This is a genomic window from Micromonospora sp. WMMB482, from assembly GCF_019038635.1.
Classification (GTDB): Bacteria; Actinomycetota; Actinomycetes; order Mycobacteriales; family Micromonosporaceae; genus Micromonospora; species Micromonospora marina.
The window spans coordinates 5330599-5348002 of record NZ_JAHOPD010000020.1; the positions used below are offsets into that span (position 1 = coordinate 5330599).

Annotated in this window: 19 protein-coding genes and 2 pseudogenes; 16 read left to right on the forward strand and 5 right to left on the reverse strand. The window is 74.5% G+C overall.

Annotation, left to right across the window (positions count from 1 at the left end; translation table 11 throughout):
- Window positions 1–8: 8 nt before the first annotated feature.
- Window positions 9–992, reverse strand: a complete 984-nt coding sequence (locus KSK32_RS26055; protein ID WP_289256177.1) for a glucosyl-3-phosphoglycerate synthase — start codon at window positions 990–992, stop codon at window positions 9–11.
- A gap of 246 nt (window positions 993–1238) precedes the next feature.
- On the opposite strand from KSK32_RS26055, the gene KSK32_RS26060 reads away from it, so the two are divergent.
- The 6 genes from KSK32_RS26060 (at window position 1239) to KSK32_RS26085 (ending at window position 8143) form a co-directional block, all read left to right on the forward strand.
- Complete coding sequence (locus KSK32_RS26060) at window positions 1239–2261, forward strand: Gfo/Idh/MocA family protein (RefSeq protein WP_216936364.1); 1023 nt, start codon at window positions 1239–1241, stop codon at window positions 2259–2261.
- Complete coding sequence (locus tag KSK32_RS26065; RefSeq protein ID WP_216933585.1) at window positions 2254–3342, forward strand: zinc-binding alcohol dehydrogenase; 1089 nt, start codon at window positions 2254–2256, stop codon at window positions 3340–3342. The genes KSK32_RS26060 and KSK32_RS26065 overlap by 8 nt, the downstream gene beginning before the upstream one ends.
- 171 nt (window positions 3343–3513) lie before the next feature.
- Entirely contained in the window at window positions 3514–5808 is a 2295-nt protein-coding gene (gene secA2, locus KSK32_RS26070; RefSeq protein WP_216933586.1) for an accessory Sec system translocase SecA2, read from the forward strand.
- 168 nt (window positions 5809–5976) lie between these two features.
- Window positions 5977–6717, forward strand: a complete 741-nt coding sequence (locus KSK32_RS26075; RefSeq protein ID WP_216933587.1) for a GAF and ANTAR domain-containing protein — start codon at window positions 5977–5979, stop codon at window positions 6715–6717.
- A 76-nt stretch (window positions 6718–6793) separates the two neighbouring features.
- On the forward strand, window positions 6794–7297 hold the full coding sequence (locus tag KSK32_RS26080) for a DUF2231 domain-containing protein (RefSeq protein ID WP_216933588.1): 504 nt from the start codon (window positions 6794–6796) through the stop codon (window positions 7295–7297).
- A 93-nt stretch (window positions 7298–7390) separates the two neighbouring features.
- Window positions 7391–8143, forward strand: coding sequence for a class I SAM-dependent methyltransferase (locus KSK32_RS26085; RefSeq protein WP_216933589.1), 753 nt, complete (start codon window positions 7391–7393; stop codon window positions 8141–8143).
- Here KSK32_RS26085 and KSK32_RS26090 read toward each other — a convergent pair.
- Entirely contained in the window at window positions 8121–9101 is a 981-nt protein-coding gene (locus KSK32_RS26090) for a DUF3500 domain-containing protein (RefSeq protein ID WP_216933590.1), read from the reverse strand. The genes KSK32_RS26085 and KSK32_RS26090 overlap by 23 nt on opposite strands.
- Window positions 9102–9124: 23 nt before the next feature.
- Complete coding sequence (locus KSK32_RS26095) at window positions 9125–9517, reverse strand: ankyrin repeat domain-containing protein (RefSeq protein WP_216933591.1); 393 nt, start codon at window positions 9515–9517, stop codon at window positions 9125–9127.
- Window positions 9518–9601: 84 nt separating this feature from the next.
- Between KSK32_RS26095 and KSK32_RS26100 the strand changes: the two genes are divergently transcribed.
- From KSK32_RS26100 to KSK32_RS26135, 8 genes and pseudogenes are all read left to right on the forward strand, one after another.
- Window positions 9602–9961 (forward strand): signal peptidase I, encoded by a 360-nt coding sequence (locus tag KSK32_RS26100; protein ID WP_216933592.1) that lies wholly within the window; start codon window positions 9602–9604, stop codon window positions 9959–9961.
- A gap of 50 nt (window positions 9962–10011) precedes the next feature.
- A pseudogene (locus tag KSK32_RS26105) lies at window positions 10012–10152 on the forward strand (helix-turn-helix domain-containing protein); the annotation flags it as partial.
- 291 nt (window positions 10153–10443) lie between these two features.
- Complete coding sequence (locus KSK32_RS26110; RefSeq protein ID WP_216933593.1) at window positions 10444–11055, forward strand: winged helix-turn-helix domain-containing protein; 612 nt, start codon at window positions 10444–10446, stop codon at window positions 11053–11055.
- A gap of 99 nt (window positions 11056–11154) precedes the next feature.
- Window positions 11155–11784, forward strand: coding sequence for a uridine kinase (locus tag KSK32_RS26115; RefSeq protein WP_216933594.1), 630 nt, complete (start codon window positions 11155–11157; stop codon window positions 11782–11784).
- A 182-nt stretch (window positions 11785–11966) separates the two neighbouring features.
- Window positions 11967–12365 carry a TraR/DksA C4-type zinc finger protein gene (locus KSK32_RS26120; RefSeq protein WP_018788410.1) on the forward strand — a complete coding sequence of 133 codons (399 nt, stop codon included), beginning with the start codon at window positions 11967–11969 and terminating at the stop codon, window positions 12363–12365.
- Window positions 12366–12412: 47 nt separating this feature from the next.
- Window positions 12413–13282: a DUF72 domain-containing protein gene (locus tag KSK32_RS26125; RefSeq protein ID WP_216933595.1), complete on the forward strand. Its 870-nt coding sequence runs from the start codon at window positions 12413–12415 to the stop codon at window positions 13280–13282.
- A 95-nt stretch (window positions 13283–13377) separates the two neighbouring features.
- Window positions 13378–13560, forward strand: a complete 183-nt coding sequence (locus tag KSK32_RS26130; protein ID WP_013286051.1) for a hypothetical protein — start codon at window positions 13378–13380, stop codon at window positions 13558–13560.
- A 5-nt stretch (window positions 13561–13565) separates the two neighbouring features.
- Window positions 13566–13994, forward strand: coding sequence for a DUF2267 domain-containing protein (locus tag KSK32_RS26135; RefSeq protein WP_216933596.1), 429 nt, complete (start codon window positions 13566–13568; stop codon window positions 13992–13994).
- Here KSK32_RS26135 and KSK32_RS26140 read toward each other — a convergent pair.
- Together KSK32_RS26140 and KSK32_RS26145 are read right to left on the reverse strand one after the other, a co-directional pair.
- Window positions 13979–14788, reverse strand: a complete 810-nt coding sequence (locus KSK32_RS26140; protein ID WP_216933597.1) for a DUF72 domain-containing protein — start codon at window positions 14786–14788, stop codon at window positions 13979–13981. The genes KSK32_RS26135 and KSK32_RS26140 overlap by 16 nt on opposite strands.
- A 9-nt stretch (window positions 14789–14797) precedes the next feature.
- The gene (locus tag KSK32_RS26145; protein ID WP_216933598.1) at window positions 14798–15541 is read right to left on the reverse strand and encodes a PIG-L deacetylase family protein; all 744 of its coding nucleotides are present in this window, start codon (window positions 15539–15541) and stop codon (window positions 14798–14800) included.
- A 187-nt stretch (window positions 15542–15728) separates the two neighbouring features.
- Between KSK32_RS26145 and KSK32_RS26150 the strand changes: the two are divergent.
- Window positions 15729–16028: pseudogene (locus tag KSK32_RS26150) on the forward strand (hypothetical protein); the annotation flags it as partial.
- A gap of 69 nt (window positions 16029–16097) precedes the next feature.
- Entirely contained in the window at window positions 16098–17375 is a 1278-nt protein-coding gene (locus tag KSK32_RS26155; protein ID WP_216933600.1) for a cupin domain-containing protein, read from the forward strand.
- The last annotated feature ends 29 nt before the right edge of the window (window positions 17376–17404 follow it).

Sequence of the window (17404 nt, forward strand, 5' to 3'; positions counted from 1 at the left end):
CTGGCCGGTCACGCCGCCGCCACCCGGCGGCGGGGAAGGCGGTGCCGCATCTGCGCCAGCGGCGGGCGTTCCTGCACCGACACGTCGTTGACCACGATCTCGCGGTCCAGGTTGGGCAGCGCCTCCGAGCCGCCCCGGCGGAACTGGGTCAGCAGCGCGCTCGGCGCCACCCCCGGCGCCGCCCACCCGCGTCGTTGCAGCCGCGACCAGGCGGTCAGCATGATCTGCGCGGACATCCGGCCCAGCGCGGCGGTGTCCTGGTGCCGGTGCTTTCGCTCACCCAGGTCGACCTGGGCCAGCGCGTCCAGCCCGACCAGCTCCAGCAGGTCGATCAGCATGGCCGTCTCGACGCCGTACCCGGTGACGAACGGCACCCGTTCCAGCACCTCGCGGCGGCCGGCGTACTCGCCCGCCAGCGGTTGCACGAACCCGGCCAGCTCCGGCCAGAACAGGTTCAGCAGCGGCCGGGCCATCAGCTCCGTCACCCGTCCGCCACCGTCGGGCTCCACACTCGTCGCACCGACCAGCGGCCGGTGGTAGAAGCCCTTCACGAACTCCACGCCCGGATCCGTCAGCAGCGGCCCGAGCAGCCCGGTCACGAAGTGCGGCCGGAACTCACGCAGGTCGGCGTCGACGAACGCGACAACGTCCCCCTCGGCCGCGGCGAGCCCGGCCCAGAGCGCGTCGCCCTTGCCGGCCAGCCGGGGCAGCCCCCGCGTCATCGCGTCCTGGCTGACCACCTCGGCGCCGGCCGCGCGCGCCACCTGCGCGGTTCGGTCGGTGGACCGGGAGTCCACCACGATCAACTCGTCCACGAGCGGTACGCGGTCCATCAGGTGTTCCCGGACGGTCGACACGATCGCGCCGACAGTCGCCTCCTCGTTGCGGGCCGGCAGCACCACGCTGACCCGGCTCGCGCCCTTGGCCCGTACCAGTCGCCGCGCCGGCCAGTCGTCGGCGGTGCTGGTGCGGTACGTGGCCCACGCCTCCACCACAGGTGAGACGGTCGAATCTGATTCCCGCACGGGCACCCCTCATTAGTGGTGGAATCGCGAACCATGGTTTTCCCAGTCCCGCGTCCGCGCTAACCGGATCTTGCCCAACATCCTGATCACCAGGTGCGTACCGGGCGGTTCCGGGCGGATGAACGTTGCGTTGCGCACGTGCGCGGCGTTTGGCGCGCAGCCACCGGGGGGAGTGGTGACCGCAGTCTTCCAGTCATGGCGAGAGGGTTTCGGATGCGTACCTGCCGGGTGGGACTGGTCGGAGCCGGTGGGGTGGCGCAACGTCACGCCCGGGTGCTCGCGGGCTTCGAGGACGTGGAGCTGCTCGGCGTGACCGACGTCGCGCCGGACGCGGCCGGGGCGCTCGCCGGCACGTACGGCGGCCGGGTGTTCCGCGACGTGGACGAGCTGCTCGCGGCCGGCCCGGACGCGGTGTACGTGTGCGTGCCGCCGTTCGCGCACGGCCCGGTCGAGGAGGCGGTGGTCGCCGCTCGCGTGCCGATGTTCGTGGAGAAGCCGGTGGCGCTGGACCTGGAGACCGCCGAGCGCATCGCCGCGCTGGTGCAGCAGCGGGGGCTGCTGACCGGCGTCGGGCACCACTGGCGCTACCTGCACGTGGTGGAGGAGGCCCGTCAACTGCTCGCCGGCCGTCCGGTGCGGATGGTCAACGGCGCCTGGTTGGACAAGGTGCCGCCGGTGGCCTGGTGGGCGCGGCGGGACCGCTCCGGCGGTCCGGTGGTCGAGCAGGCCGCGCACGTGCTGGACCTGGTCCGGCTGCTGGCCGGCGAGGCGGTCGAGGTGACCGCGTATGGCGACGGCGACCCGCCGCCCGTCGACGGCGCCGACATCGACTCGGTGACCGCCGCCACGTTGCGCTTCGGCTCCGGCGCGGTCGGCACGCTCGCCGCGTCCTGCGTGCTCGGCTGGAAGCACCGGGCGGGTCTGGAGATCCTCGCCGACGGGCTGGCGCTGTGGCTGACCGAGGACGGCCTGACCGTGCGCGACGGCGACGGCGAGCGGCACCTGCCCGCCGACCCGGACGGCGCGCGGGTCGCCGTCGACCGGGCGTTCGTCGACGCCGTGTGCGGCCTCGGCGACGACGTCCGGGTGCCGTACGCCGAGGCGCTGCGCACCCACCGGCTCGCGCTCGCGGTGGCCGAGTCGGCGCGTACCGGTCGGCCGGTGGCGCTGCCGACCGGGCCGGCGTCCCGGCTCACCGCGCCGGTCGCGGACGCGGAGGTGGGCGTCGATGCGTGACCGGGTGGTGGTGGTCGGCGGCCCCGGCCGGGTCGAGCTGGCCGAACTGGACGCGCCGGAGCTGCGCGAGGGCACCTTCCGGGTGGAGACGCTCTACAGCGGCGTGTCCGCCGGCACCGAACTGAGCTTCGTCAAGGGCACCAACCCCTACCTGCACGTCACCTGGGACGCCGCGCTCGGGCTGTTCCGGCCCGGCGAGGCGAGCACGCCGTACCCGGTGACCCGGCTCGGCTACATGCAGGTCGGCCGCGTGGTGGCCAGCCGGACCCCGGCCGTCGCGGTGGGCGAGGTCGGCGCCATGACGTACGGCCACCGCAGTGGCTGGGTGGCCGACCCGCTCACCGAACGGTTCGTGCCGCTGCCCGACGACCTGGACCCGATGCTCGGCGTGTACGTCGCGCACATGGGCCCGATCTGCGCCAACGGGCTGCTGCACGCCGCCGCCGACCTGTGCGGCGGCGACGTGCGCACGCTCGGCGACGGCGTACGCGGGCGCCGGGTCGCGGTGGTGGGCGGCGGCGTGGTGGCGCTGCTGACCGCCCTGTTCGCCCGCCGGCACGGCGCCGCCTCGGTGGTCGTGGTCGACCCGACGCCGGCGCGGCGGCAGGTCGCCGAGGCGCTCGGCCTGGACACGCTCGACCCGGACGCGGACGACCCGGCGGTGGTGCTCAAGACGCGGTGGAACCACGCCGCCGGGGACCGGGGCGCCGACGTGGTGTTCCAGTGCCGGGGGCAGGACTGGGCGTTGCAGCTCGCGCTGCGCCTGCTGCGCCCGCAGGGCACGGTGATCGACCTGGCGTTCTACCAGGCCGGCGCGGACGCGGTCCGGCTCGGCGAGGAGTTCCACCACAACGGGCTGTCGCTGCGCTGCGCGCAGATCGGCCGGGTGCCGCGCGGGCTGGCTCCCACCTGGGACCGGGAGCGGCTGTCGGCGGAGACGATCGAGCTGCTGCGCCAGTTCGGGGACGTGATCCGCAAGCACCTGATCTCGGCCGTGGTCCCCCTGGACGAGGCCCCCACCCTGCTGACCGACCTGGCCGACCGCCGCCGCGCCGAGCTGCAGGTGGTCCTCACCCCCTGACGACCCCCGCCCGAACGCGTCGATCATGAGGTTGACGGCGACAAATCGGACACAGAATCCGGTCAACCTCATGATCGACGGAAGCGGGCGGGAGGCGCGCGCGGAGGCGGGCGGGAGGCGCGCGGCGGGCGGGGGCCACAATCGGCTCCGGTTCGCGTACCGTTGCCGCTCATGGGTGTGTCGCAACGGTTGAAGACCAGGTTCCGCCGGTTCCTCCAGCGCCCGGGGACGACTGTCGACCTGGCGCCGCTGGAGAAGCTGCTGCCGGCGATCGAGGCGCGCGAGGCGGACCTGGAGCAGCTCTCCGACGCCGAGCTGACCGAGGCCGCCGGACAGGCGTCGGGGTACGAGGAGATCTGCGCGGTCGGCCGCGAGGCGGCCCGGCGCGGGCTCGACCAGCGCCCCTACGACGTGCAGCTGCTCGGCGCGATGGCGCTGCTGTCCGGCAAGGTCGCCGAGATGGCCACCGGTGAGGGCAAGACGCTCACCGCCACCGTCGCCGCGTACGGGCACGTCCGGCTGGGCAACGGCCCGGTGCACGTGCTCACCGTCAACGACTACCTGGCCCGCCGCGACGCCGAGTGGATGACCCCCGTCTACGATCTGCTCGGGCTGACCGTCGGCTGGGTCAACGAGGCGTCCACCCCCGACGAGCGGCGCGCCGCGTACGCCTGCGACGTCACCTACGTGTCGGTCAGCGAGGCCGGCTTCGACTTCCTACGCGACCAGCTCGTCACCGACCTGGCCGACCGGGTGCAGCCGCCGCTGAAGACCGCGATCGTGGACGAGGCCGACTCGATCCTGATCGACGAGGCCCGGGTGCCGATGGTGCTGGCCGGCGCCGTCGGCGGCGAGCAGGATCCGGTGCACGCGGCCGCCGCACTGGTGCGCGGGCTGCGCAAGGGCAAGCACTACACAGTCGCCGAGGACGGCCGCAGCGTGGCCTTCACCTCGGTCGGCCTGGCCACCGTCGAGGCCAAGCTCGGCGGCATCGACCTGTACGACGCCGAGCACGTCGGGCAGCTCTCCGCGGTGAACGTGGCGCTGCACGCGCACGCCCTGCTGCACCGGGACGTGGACTACATCGTCCGGGACGACTCGGTCGAGCTGATCGACGAGATGCGCGGCCGGGTCGCCCAGCGCCGCCGCTGGCCGGACGGGCTCCAGGCCGCCGTGGAGGCGAAGGAGGGGCTGGACGCCACCGCCGAGGGCGAGGTGCTGGGCACGATCACCGTGCAGGCGTACATCGCGCTCTACCCGACGGTCTGCGGCATGACCGCTACCGCGGTGCTCGTCGGCGACCAGCTCCGCGAGTTCTTCGGCCTCGAGGTCGCGGTGATCCCGCCGAACACCCCGTGCGTCCGCGAGGACGAGCCGGATCGGATCTACGCCACCCGCGCCGAGAAGGAGGAGGCGCTGGTCGACGAGATCACGCGCTGCCACGAGGCGGGGCGGCCGGTGCTGGTCGGCACGCTCGACGTCAAGGAGTCCGAGGGACTGGCCGCCGCGCTCAACGCGGCCGGGGTGTCGTGCGTGGTGCTCAACGCCAAGAACGACGACGAGGAGGCCGGCATCATCGCGGAGGCCGGCGCGTACGGCGCGGTGACGGTCTCCACCCAGATGGCCGGCCGGGGCGTGGACATCCGGCTGGGCGGCAGCGACCAGGCCGACCGGGACCGGGTGGCGGAGCTGGGCGGCCTGTACGTGATCGGCAGCGGCCGGCACGACAGCCGCCGGGTCGACGACCAGCTGCGCGGCCGGGCCGGCCGGCAGGGCGACCCGGGCGGGTCGGTGTTCTTCGTCAGCCTGGAGGACGACCTGGTGGTCCGGCACGCCGGCGACACCGTGCCGGCCTCGCCCCGGATGAACGCCGACGGCCTGGTCACCGACCCGCAGGTCGACTACGCGGTCGAGCACGCCCAGCGGGTCGCCGAGGGCGTCAACCACGAGATCCACCGCAACACGTGGCGCTACAGCCAGGTGATCGAGCAGCAGCGCAAGGCGCTCGCCGAGCGCCGGGAGCGGCTGCTGACCAGCGACATCGCCGCGCTGATGCTGCTGGAGCGGGTGCCGGAGAAGGCCGGCGAGATGGACGAGGACCTGCTCGCCGACGTGGCCCGCAAGATCGCCCTCTACCACCTGGACCGGCTCTGGGCCGACCACCTGGCCGAGCTGTCCGAGGTCCGTGAGGGCGTGCACCTGCGGGCGCTGGGCCGGCTCGACCCGCTCGACGAGTTCCACCGCAGCGCGGTGCCGGCGTTCAACGCGCTGGTGCCCGAGATCGAGACGCGGACCGTGGCCACGTTCGAGGAGACCGAGTTCGACGAGGGCTGGGAGCCGGACTCGTCGAAGCTGGTGCGGCCGAGCGCCACCTGGACGTACCTGGTGCACGACAACCCGTTCGGCTCGGAGCTGGACCGGCTGATCGCCTCGGTGGGCCGGCGGCTCATCTCCGGGTCGCGCTGATCCGTGCGCAAGGGCCCCTCCCGGTGGCACCGAGAGGGGCCTTTTTGCGCGGTTTCGCCCCCGGTCTGCGAGGGTAGTAGGCCGGGGCCCGGCCACAGGAGGGACGGACATGGGACAGGCAACGGTGCCGGACGGGGAGACCGCGTGGACGGGGGAGGCCCCGGCCCGGTGAACCTCGACACGCGCCAACCCATGATCGACAACCTCGGCGTGCTGGAGACGGCCGCGCTGCTGCGCGAGCTGACCGCCGGCCTGATCGGCGTGGCCCGGTTCGACGAGGCGCTCGACCGCCTGGTCCGCATCGCCCGCGACGCCGTGCCGGGCGTGGACTGCTGCGGCTTCACAGTGCTGCGCGCCGGTGAGCCCGCCGGGGTGGCCGCCTCCGACCCGGACCGGGCCGAGCTGGACGACCTGCGGCACGGCCCGGACACGCCGGCGATGACAGCGATCCGCCGCCGGGAGATGATCATCGCGGGCGGGCTGTCCGGCGAGACGCGCTGGCCGGCCTGGAGCGAGCGGGCCCGCACGCTGGGCGTGCACGGGGTGATCTCCGCGCCGGTCGACGTGGACGAGCAGGTCATCGGCGCGATCAACCTGTACGCCGGGTCGCCCGACGCGCTCACCCCTCGGCACCAGCTCACCGCGATGCTGCTCGCCGAGCACGCCGGGCTCCTGCTGGCCGCCGCGCGCGACCGCGAGCGGGCCGCCAGCCGGGCCGGTGAGATGGACGACTCGCTGCTGGCCGAGGGGGTGATCGGGCAGGCCGTCGGTGTGATCATGACGCAGCGCGGTTGTCCCGCCCCGGAGGCGCTGCGGGTGCTGCGCAGCGCCGCCTCCTCGTTGGACATCCCGCTGCGCGAGGTGGCCGAGCGGCTCGTACTGACCGTCTCCCGGCCCCGGGACAACTGAACGACAGTCGTTTCGCCTCGCGGCGCCTCGGGTAGCACTCTGGACTGGTGAGCTGCGCCGACCTGGGGAGGAAGCGATGCAGAGCCGGCTGCGGGTGCAGGGGCATCCCATCCAACCGATGCTTGTCACGTTCCCGTTCGGCCTGTTCGTCTGTGCCGCGGTCTTCGACCTGGCCGACGTGGCGGGCGGTCCGGCGTTCCTCGGTGAGGTGGGCTACTGGACCGCGGTGGCCGCGCTCGTCGCCGCCGGGCTCACCACAGTCGCCGGTCTGGTCGACCTGTGGGACGTCCGCGCCGGGCGCACCAGCCGTACCGTCCTGACGTTCAACCTCGTCAACGCCGTGATGGCGGCGCTGTTCCTGCTGTCCTGCCTGATCCGGGCGAGCGCGCCGCAGCGGGGCGCGACGGGCGTCCTGCTCGCCGCCGAACTCGTCGCCCTCGCGGTCGGCGCGGTCGGCGTGGCCCTGGGCGCGCGACTCATGCAGCAGTTCGACCGGTCCACCGAGCCGACCGGTTTCGAGCCGGTCGGCGGTGTGCCCGCCGGGTCCACCGTCGAGATCGCCCGCCCGCGCCCGTTCTGACCCGCCGGCACCGCGAGCGCCGTCCGCCGCGCGCACCGGCGGCTGCGCCGAAATGCGTTGCCGCGGCCGCCACCGGGCGGCAGGCTCGCGGGCATGGTCCGCACGTTCTCCGAACTCGTGGCCGAGGCCGACGCGGCGCCGGTCGAGGGCTGGGGCTTCGGCTGGCTGCGCGGCCGGGCCACCGAGGAGCGCCCGCCCTGGGGGTACGCGCGCCTGGTCGGCGACCGGATGGCCGCCGTCAGAGCGGCGCTGGACGTCGACACCGGCGGGGGAGAGGTGCTCGCCAAGGTGCCCGTGCCGCCGCCGCTGCTGGTCGCCACCGAGGCGTGGCCGCCGAACGTGCCGGTGGCCCGGCGTAACCTTCGCCCGCTCGGCGCGACAGTGGTGCGGGTGGCCGACCGGCCGCCGCTGCCGTTCCGGGACGCCGCCTTCGACCTGGTCGTGAGCCGTCATCCGGTGCACACCTGGTGGGACGAGGTGGCCCGGGTGCTGCGCCCCGGCGGCACCTACCTGTCCCAGCAGATCGGCCCCGGCACGGTACGGGAGCTGAGCGAGGCGATCCTCGGGCCGCTGCCGCCGCCGGAGCACCGCCACCCGGAGGTGGCAGTCGCCGACGCGCAGGCCGCCGGGCTCACCGTCGTCGACCTGCGCGAGGCCACGCTGCGTACCGTCTTCCACGACATCGGCGCGGTGGTCTGGTTCCTGCGCAAGGTGGTCTGGACGGTGCCCGGCTTCACCGTCGGCCGCTACACCGACGAGCTGCGCCGCCTCGACGAGCGGATCCGCGCCGAGGGACCGTTCGTCGCGTACGCCCGCCGTTTCCTCATCGAGGCGCGCCGGGGCTGACCGGGCCGGGCCGGTGCGCCGCGGCGTGGTGCGCGGCCAGCACGTCGCCGCCGAAGTCACCGGCCGGTCGGCGCAGGACGGTGTGCGCGTGGTTGCCGTCGTCGGTGGTGTTGTCGTACTCGATCAGCAGGTCGTCGCCCTGAACCCGGTAGTAGTGCCGCCGGCCCGGCTCGACCGGGCCGGCCCAGGCGAAGTGCAGCTCGCCGCCGTCGAGCCGGTCGGCCTCCCGGGCCGCCAGCTCCGGCGGCAGCCGGTCCAGGTAGAGCGCGACGAGCCGGTCGAGCAGCGCCCGGCCGGTCGGCCGCAGCCGCCCCCGGGGTACGCCGAGCGGGTCGAGCCGGTCCGGTGCGGTGGCCCGGGTGGCGCTGATGATGTCGGCGGGCGCCTCCCCGGCGATGATCGCGGCGGACCGGCCGCCCGGTCCGAGCGCGTCGAGCAGCTCACGGGCCAGATCCTCCTCGGGGCCCAGCGGCCGGGAGACCGGGCGCCCGGCGTGCCGGACGGTGGCCGGGTTGGCGCCGAGGAAGACCGGCGCGGGGGAGACCCGGTCGTCGGCGACGGTCATGCTCACCGACAGGTGGTGCCCCTCGAACCGCCAGGCCCAGTCGTCGTCGCGGGCCGGGTCGCCGAAGACCGCCACCCAGTAGTCGCCGCTGTGCCGGCCGCGCCGCCAGTCCTCGGCCCGGTCCAGCACCTCCTCGAGAGCCATCACGGCCATGGCCTGCGCGTACGCGGCCGGGCTGAGGGCGGTGGCGAGCAGCCGGTGCGCGGCCTTGCGGGCGTCGACGTCCAGGCCGGCGAGCGTGACGCCGGGCCGGGGCCGGGGCCGGTACTCCAGCCACCGCCGGGCCGGTTCGTCGTCGAAGGCGTGCCGGGCGGCGTGGCGGGCCGGCTCGTCCAGCGCCGCCAGGAACGCCGCCGCCGCCGTGCGCATCTGCTCGGGTACGGGATCCTCCACCGTCCCTGTATACCGCCCGCCGCTCACGCGCGTCCGAGGAGCGCCAGCATGTCGGGCAGCTCGAAGAACCGTGCCGTCTCGGCCGCGGACGGGCCGCCGTGGTCCGGGTCGGCGCCGGCGTCGAGCAGCGCGCGGACCGCCGCCTCCTGGCGCCGGAACACCGCCGCGGCGAGCGCGGTCTGTCCCCTGTCGTTCACCCGGGCCGGGTCGGCGCCCCGGGCGAGCAGCGCGGCCACCGTGTCCGGATGGGCGTGGTAGGCGGCGAGGATCAGCAGGGTGTCGCCCTTGGCGTTGGTGAGGTTGACCGGCAGCCCGGCGTCCACGTTGGCCGCCAGCTCCTCGGTCGCGCCGGCCCGGGCCAGGTCGAACATCCGGTGGGCGAAGGCGATGGTCTCGTCGTCGAGTTCGTCGGGCATCCGCCCAGGCTATGGCGTCGTGGCCGGATACGCCTGGTAGCTTGCGCAGCCGGGTACGGGAGGCGCGCGCATGGACGAACGGGTGTGGGCAACGCGGCGGTGGACGGCGCGGCCGACGCGGGCTGGCTGCTGGGCCACTTCAAGCCGGCTGGGGACGTGCGGCACAGCACCGACGTCGAGGTGAAGTGGGGCGTGCACCCGGCGGGGGAGACCCGGTCCCGGTGGGCCACCGGCGAGCGGCGCACCGCCCTGCTGGTGCTGATCAGCGGCGCTTTCCGGATCGAGTTGCCGGACCGGACGGTGGTGCTGCGCGAGCCGGGTGACTACGTGGTGTGGGGGCGGGGCGTGGACCATTCCTGGTACGCCGAGCGGGCGTCCACGGTGCTCACCGTCCGCTGGCCGTCGGTGCCGGGCTACCGGGTGGATCCGCCGGTGCGGCGGTGAGTGCGGTCAGTCGTCTCAGCAACTGGTATCACCTGCTGAACAACAGGCTCGCGGTCGCGCGCACCGTCGACGTGCACGTCCGCCGCCTGCGAGCCAGGTCCGGGCCGGACACGCCGCTGGTGACCACCGTGTACGCCGTGGGCTGCCGCCTCGCCGACGACGCCGCGATCGTCGTGGACCACGACGCCTGACCTCGGCGGACCGGCGCGCGGCGCACCCGGTCCCGGCGTGCGCCACGTTCACGTTCCCGGCTGATCCGCCATTGTGAACCCCCGGGGAGACCCCCCGTACCATCTCGAATCGGTGCTCTGCTGTAATCAACGGGCCTCGCACGCAGAGCGAGCGCACGGCTGCGATGTGTTCGTCAAATGTCACATTCATGCAACGCAGCCGCCCCTTGACCCTCGCAGAGACGCCGGGAAGCATCGATGAAGCGGCGTCCCGGGCCGTGGGGAGATACCCGGACCAGCCCAAGGAGGACCATGTCGGTCAGCCCCGCCTCGTCGCGCGCCGGATGGCATACGTCCCAACCCGCGGTCCCCGGACGTCCCCCCGGCGGCCAGCGCCGTCCCGCCAACACCGCCGCCGCGCCGATGCTCACCGTCACCCTCACCATCCCCCTCGCCTGCGAGGAGTCGCTCACCCCGGCCGCCCGCCGGCTTCTCGACGCCGCCCGCGAGATGCTCGAACGCGGCGACGCGACGGTCAGCGCGGGCACCGTCCCGGCCGAGCGCCGGCCCGACGCCGTCCCGGCCGGCCGCGCTCCGGCCCGCCCGCTCGCCCCGACCATCCCGGCCCTGCACATCCTCGCGTCGTCCCGGTCGGTGCTGCGGGACGGCGAGCCGCTGCCGCTGACCCGCCTGGAGTTCGACCTGCTGCTGCACCTGGTCGCCCACCCGCGCCGGGTGTTCACCCGGCTGCAGCTGCTCAACGCGGTCTGGGGGTACGAGCACGCCGGCGTCCGCACCGTCGACGTGCACGTGCGCCGGCTGCGCGGAAAGGTCGGTGTGGACGTCCCGCTCGTCACCACCGTCTACGGCGTCGGCTACCGGCTCGCCGACGACGCCCGGGTCACCATCGACCGCACTGGCTGACCACCGGGGCCACCACCAGACGACCGCCGCCGGACGGAGCCCCGACCGCCCGGAGGAGATCAGGTGGTGACCCGCCCGCCCGCGCGGCACGATGGTCCGATGCGCGTGCGCCCGATCAGTCCCGACCTGCTCGTCACCGAGCTGGCCGCGCGTCTGGCCCGCACCGGGACGCCCGGCCGGCTGCGGGTCGCCGTGGACGGCCCGCCCGCCGCCGCGCTGGACACGCTGGCCGAAGCGCTGGTCGACCCGCTGCGCGCCGCCGGCCGGCCGGTGCTGCACGTCCGCGCCGACGACTTCCTCCGTCCCGCCTCGGTACGCCTGGAGCACGGCCGCACCAACCTGGACGCGTACTACGAGGGCTGGCTCGACGAGCCGGGGCTGCGCCGCGAGGTGCTCGACCCGGCCGGCCCGGACGGCTCCGGCCGGCTGCTGCCGTCGCTGTGGGACGCCGGCGCCGACCGGGCCAGCCGAGCCGCGTACGTGGACCTGCCCCCCGGCGGGGTGGTCCTGGTCAGCGGCGCGCTGCTGCTCGGCGGCGCGCTGCCGTTCGACGTCACCGTCCACCTCGTGCTCTCCCCGGCGGCGCTGGCGCGGCGCACCGAGCCCGCGCTGCGGTGGACCCTGCCCGCCTTCGCCCGCTACTCCGGCGAGGTCGACCCCGCGTCCTTCGCCGACGTGGTGGTCCGGGCCGACGACCCGCGCCGTCCGGCGCTCGTCGAAGCCGCCTGACCAGGGGTTCCGGACTCACCGGAAACACTCAGGAAACAGCCGGTTTGACCCGCCGAGGGCGGGGGTAATCGCCCGGCTCACAGAGCACGGGTGATCTCGTCGCCCGCGCATCCACAGTCGGACCGGGTCCGGGGCGCTGGCCGCCCCGGACCGGTATGAGGACGTAGGAAAGGCAGGCAGCGATGCTCGTCCACGACACGACAGCCACGGGCCGCTCCCAGGCGGAGGTCGACCAGATCCGGCAGTCCCTGCGGTCGCGGTACGACGAGCTGACCGCCGAGTACGAGCAGACCATGGCGCAGAGCCAGGTGCTGCGGCTGGTCGAGGTCGGCGACACCGCCGGCGACGACCAGGCCGACAGCGGCACCAAGACCGCCGAGCGGGACACCGCGCAGTCGCTGCTGCGGACCATCCTGGACCGGCGGGCGCAGTTCGAGCACGCGCTGACCCGCCTGGACGAGGGCACCTACGGCTTCTGCGAGGGCTGCACCGCGCCCATCCCGGTGGAGCGGCTGGAGATCTTCCCCTCCGCCACCTCGTGCGTGGCCTGCAAGCAGACCCGGGAGCGGCGGGCGGCCTGACGCCGTTCCGGTTGCCGGTCGGCCCTCCGACGCGGTGGACTGTCCCCATGGGTGAGATCAAGGTGGGCACCGCCTCGTGGACCGACCGGACCCTGCTCGACTCCGGCTGGTACCCGGCGAGCGCCGACACGCCGGAGAAGCGGCTGTCCTACTACGCCCGCCAGTTCCCGCTGGTCGAGGTGGACGCCACCTACTACTCGCCACCGGCCGAGCGGACGGCCCGGCTGTGGGCCGAACGCACCCCGGCCGGGTTCACGTTCAACGTCAAGGCGTTCAGCCTGCTGACCGGCCACCCCACCCGCGTCTCCGCGCTCTACAAGGACCTGCGCCCGGAGACGGACAAGCGCAACGTCTACCCGGACGACCTGCCGGCGCAGGCGTACGAGGAGGTCTGGACCCGGTTCCTGTCCGCCCTCGACCCGCTCGTCGAGGCCGGCAAGCTGGGCGCGCTGCTGTTCCAGTTCCCGCCCTGGTTCACCATCAAGCGGGCCAACAAGCAGTACCTGCTGGAGGTGCAGCGGCGGTGCGCTCCGCTGCGCCCGGTCGTCGAGTTCCGGCACGCCTCCTGGTTCGACGGCGACAACGCCGAGGAGACGCTCGGGTTCCTGCGCGAGCACGAGCTGCCGTTCGTCTGCGTGGACATGCCGCAGGGACACAAGTCGTCCATCCCCCCGGTGCTGGCGGCCACGGCGGACCTCGCGGTGGTCCGGTTCCACGGGCACAGCGACAAGTGGACCAGCAAGGACATCCACGAGAAGTTCGGCTACGACTACTCCAAGCGGGAGTTGCGCGACTGGGCGCCGAAGCTGCGCGAGCTGGCCGGCCAGGCCGGGCAGACGCACGTGCTGATGAACAACTGCTACCAGGACTACGCGCAGCGCAACGCCACCACACTCGCCGGCCTGCTGGACGCCTGAGCGTCTCACCCGGTGCGGGTGAGGCCCGCTCACCCGCCCCCGCCGCAGCATGGAGTGTGGGCGCCGGCTCGGGCGCCGCGACGAGGAGGTGGGTCATGACGGTACGGGTGGTGGCGGACCGGCGCCGCGGTGGCGTACTGCACGTGGTCGGCAGCTCCGAGGCGCCACGGCGGGGCGAACGGCCCGGCCGGTTCAGCCCGACCCGGTTGTGGCGGGGCCCCAGCGGTCCGCCGCGCCGCGCCGACGACCGACGCTGGGAGACCGAAGCACGGGGGTGAGCCCGATGGCCGAACAGCTGTTGTCCGCGTTCGAGTCCTCGCTGGACAAGACGAACGTGATCCTCAAGGAGATCGAGTCCGCGTACGGCTGGCCGAAGGAACAGCGTAACCAGTCCTACGCCGCGCTGCGTACCGTCCTGCACCTGCTGCGGGACCGGCTGCCGGTGCAGGAGAGCGCCGAGTTCGCACAGCAGTTGCCGGTGCTGGTGCGCGGGATCTACTTCGACGGCTGGCAGCCGGAGAACGTGCCGATCAAGCTCAACCGCGACGACTTCCTGTACGAGGTGCGCCAGGGCTTCCCGTACGACGTCGAGGGCGGCGCGCAGCGGGTGGTGCAGGTCGTGCTGGACACGCTGCGCCGGCACGTCACCCAGGGCGAGTGGGAGGATGTGAAGGCCACCATGCCACGTGACCTGCGTCAGATGATTCCCTGATCCGGCACCGGACCGGCCCGTCCCGCCCCCTCGGCGGGGCGGGCCGCGGGCGTCCGCGACACCGGCCGCCCGGCCCGCCGGGCCAGCCCGGCGAACGCGACCGCGTCGGCGATCGCCGCGCCGCCCGGGTCGTTGTTGAAGTAGACGTACGCGGGCTCGCCGTCGCCGAACGCCTCGGCGAGCCGGCGCACCCAGCCGGCCAGCGCGGCCCGCCCGTACCGTGGCCACTGCCGTGCTCGGCCCTCGTGCAGCCGCAGGTAGCCGAAGTCGGTGGTGCGCCACAGCGGGGTGACCGGCCGGCTGAGCCGGTCGGCCCAGACCAGCGCCGCCCGGTGCCGTTCCAGCACGCGGCGGGTGTCGTCGGTCCACCACGACCGGTGGCGGGGCTCCACCGCCACCCGCACGCCGGCGGGGAACCGGCGCAGCACGCCGGCCAGCGCGTCCGGGTCGGCCCGCAGCGTCGGCGGGAGCTGCACCAGCACCGGCCCGAGCCGGTCACCCAGCCCGGACGCCCGGTCCAGGAACCGGGCAACCGGCTCGGCCGGGTCGCGCAGCCGCTTCACGTGGGTCAGGTAGCGGCTCATCTTCACCGCCACGCAGAAGTCGCCGGGCGTACGCTCCCGCCACGCGGAGAACGTGTCCCGCTCGGGCAGCCGGTAGAACGCGTTGTTCACCTCGACCGTGGCGAACCGTGCGGCGAAGTGCTCCAGCCAGCGGCGCTGCGGCAGCCCGGCCGGGTAGAACCGCTCCCGCCAGTCCCGGTACTGCCAGCCCGACGTGCCGACCAGGAACATCGCCGCGCCCTACTGGAGGTTGATCAGGAAGACCTCGAACGCGGCGCCGAACCGGGCGCCGAGCCGGCTGCCGGCCGGCCGGGCCATGCCCTCCAGGAACTCCTCGGCGTCGAAGCCGCCGTCGCCGAGCCCGCTCAGGTACGCCCCGTGCGCCCGCAGCGACGCCACGCCCCGGTCGAACGTGTCGGTCACGTCCACCCCGTGCCGGGCCACCGGCGACCCGGCCGCCCACACCTCCCGCACCCGCGACCACGGCTGCGTGTCGTCGGTGAGCTGCTCCGGGAAGATCCACCGGTTGCCGGCGTCGCGGACGGCGTCCAGCGTGGCCCGGCCACAGGCGATGTGGTCGGCCTGGTTCAGCGCGTACGCGCCGTCCCAGGTCTCCCGGAAGTTGTTGGTCAGCACCACGTCCGGCCGGTGCCGGCGCACCACCTCGGCGATCGCCCGGCGCAGCGGCACACCGTACTCCAGCAGCCCGTCGGGCAGGCCGAGGAACTCGACGGCGGACACCCCGACCACCGCGGCGGAGGCGCGCTGCTCCTCCTCGCGTACCACCCGGGCGCGCTCCGGCGGCATCCCGTCGATGCCCGCCTCGCCGCTGGTGAGCAGGCAGTAGACGACCTCCTTGCCCTGCCCGGTCCAGCGCGCCACCGCGGCGGCGGCGCCGAACTCCAGGTCGTCGGGGTGGGCCACCACGGCCAGCGCCCGCTGCCAGTCCTCGGTCAGCGGGGTGAGCGGCTCCGGCTGCGTCACGTGCGCCTCCTCGCGTCTCGTCCTCCCGTCATCCTGGCATCCACCAGTCCCGGCCGCTTGCCCCGCGAACCGTCCGTACGACGGCGTCCGGGCGTCTACGGTGTGGTTAGAGAAGATCGGGCGTGGGGTACCACCCGCTGCACACGGACCCCGGCACCACGCGGGGCGGCACACCGAGGGAGCACCCATGGCATTGAACGACGACGACATCCAGAGCAGCGGCGGCAGCGGCCTGGAGGGCCCGGCTGACGGCGGTGCGACCCCGGGTCAGCACGACGGTGGCGCGGACGGCGGCGCGGAGGGCCCGGCTGACGGCGGTGCGACCCCGGGTCAGCACGACGGTGGCGCGGACGGCGGCGCGGAGGGCCCGGCTGACGGCGGTGCGACCCCGGGTCAGCACGACGGTGGCGCGGACGGCGGCGCGGAGGGCCCGGCTGACGGCGGTGCGACCCCGGGTCAGCACGACGGTGGCGCGGACGGCAGCGCCGAGGGGCCGGCCGACGGCGGCGCGACCCCCGGTCAGCACGACGGCGGCGCCGACGGCAGCGCCTGACACATGAGCACCACGCACGTCGACCCGCCGGGTGGCCACGGCCGCCCGGCGGTTCCGTTCGCCGCGACCGAGGCGCTGGCCCGGTGCGTGGCGGTGGAGCCGGCCAAGTTCGCCGCCGACCACTGGGGGCGTAGCCCGCTGCTGTCCCGCGCCGCCGAACTGCCCAACCCGGACGGCTTCGCCGACCTGCTCAGCCCTGCCGACGCCGACGAGCTGCTCAGCCGCCGCGGCCTGCGTACCCCGTTCCTGCGGGTCGCGAAGGACGGCCAGCTGGTGCCGGCGGCGCGCTACACCGGCGGTGGTGGCGCGGGCGCCGAGATCGGCGACCAGGTCCTCGACGAGAAGGTGCTGGCGCTGTACGCCGACGGCGCGACGCTGGTGCTGCAGGGCCTGCACCGCACCTGGCCGGCGATCGTCGGCTTCGCCCGCGACCTGGGCACCGCGCTGGCCCAGCCGTTGCAGGTGAACGCCTACCTGACCCCGGCCGGCAGCCAGGGCTTCGCCACCCACTACGACACCCACGACGTGTTCGTGCTCCAGGTGGACGGGCGCAAGCACTGGCGGATCCACCCGCCGGTGCTGGCTGACCCGCTGGAGCGCCAGCCCTGGGGCGGCCGGGCCGACGAGGTCTCCGCGACCGCCGAGGGCCGGCCCGAGCTGGACGTGGTGCTCGAACCGGGCGACGCGCTCTACCTGCCGCGCGGCTGGCTGCACAGCGCACAGGCCCAGGAGTCCAGCTCGCTGCACCTGACCGTGGGCATCCGGGCGCTGACCCGGTACGCCGTGGTCGAGGAACTGCTCGCGCTCGCCGCCGAGGACGCACGGCTGCGCGCGAGCCTGCCGTTCGGGCTCGACCTGGCCGACCCGGACGCGATCGAGCCGGAGCTGACCGAGACCGTCGAGGCGTTGCGCGACTGGCTGCTGCGGGCCGATCCGGCTGCGGTGGCCGGCCGGCTGCGTGCCCGGGTCTGGCCGGCCTCCCGCCCGGCGCCGATCCGGCCGCTGGCCCAGGCGCAGGCACTGGCCCGGCTGACAGCGGACAGCGAGGTCGCGGTGCGCGGGGGCCTGCGCTGGCAGCTCGCCCCGGCCGCCGACGGACGGGTCACGCTGCGCGTGCCCGACCGGACGCTCACCCTGCCCGGCACCTGCGAGGCGGCGCTGCGCGCGCTGCTCACCGGCGAGGTGACGAGGGTCGGCGACCTGCCCGGCCTGGACGACGACGCCGACCGCCTGACCCTGACCCGCCGCCTCCTGAAGGAGGCGGTCCTGACCCCCGCCTGACCTGCGCGATCATGAGGTTGACCGGCTGC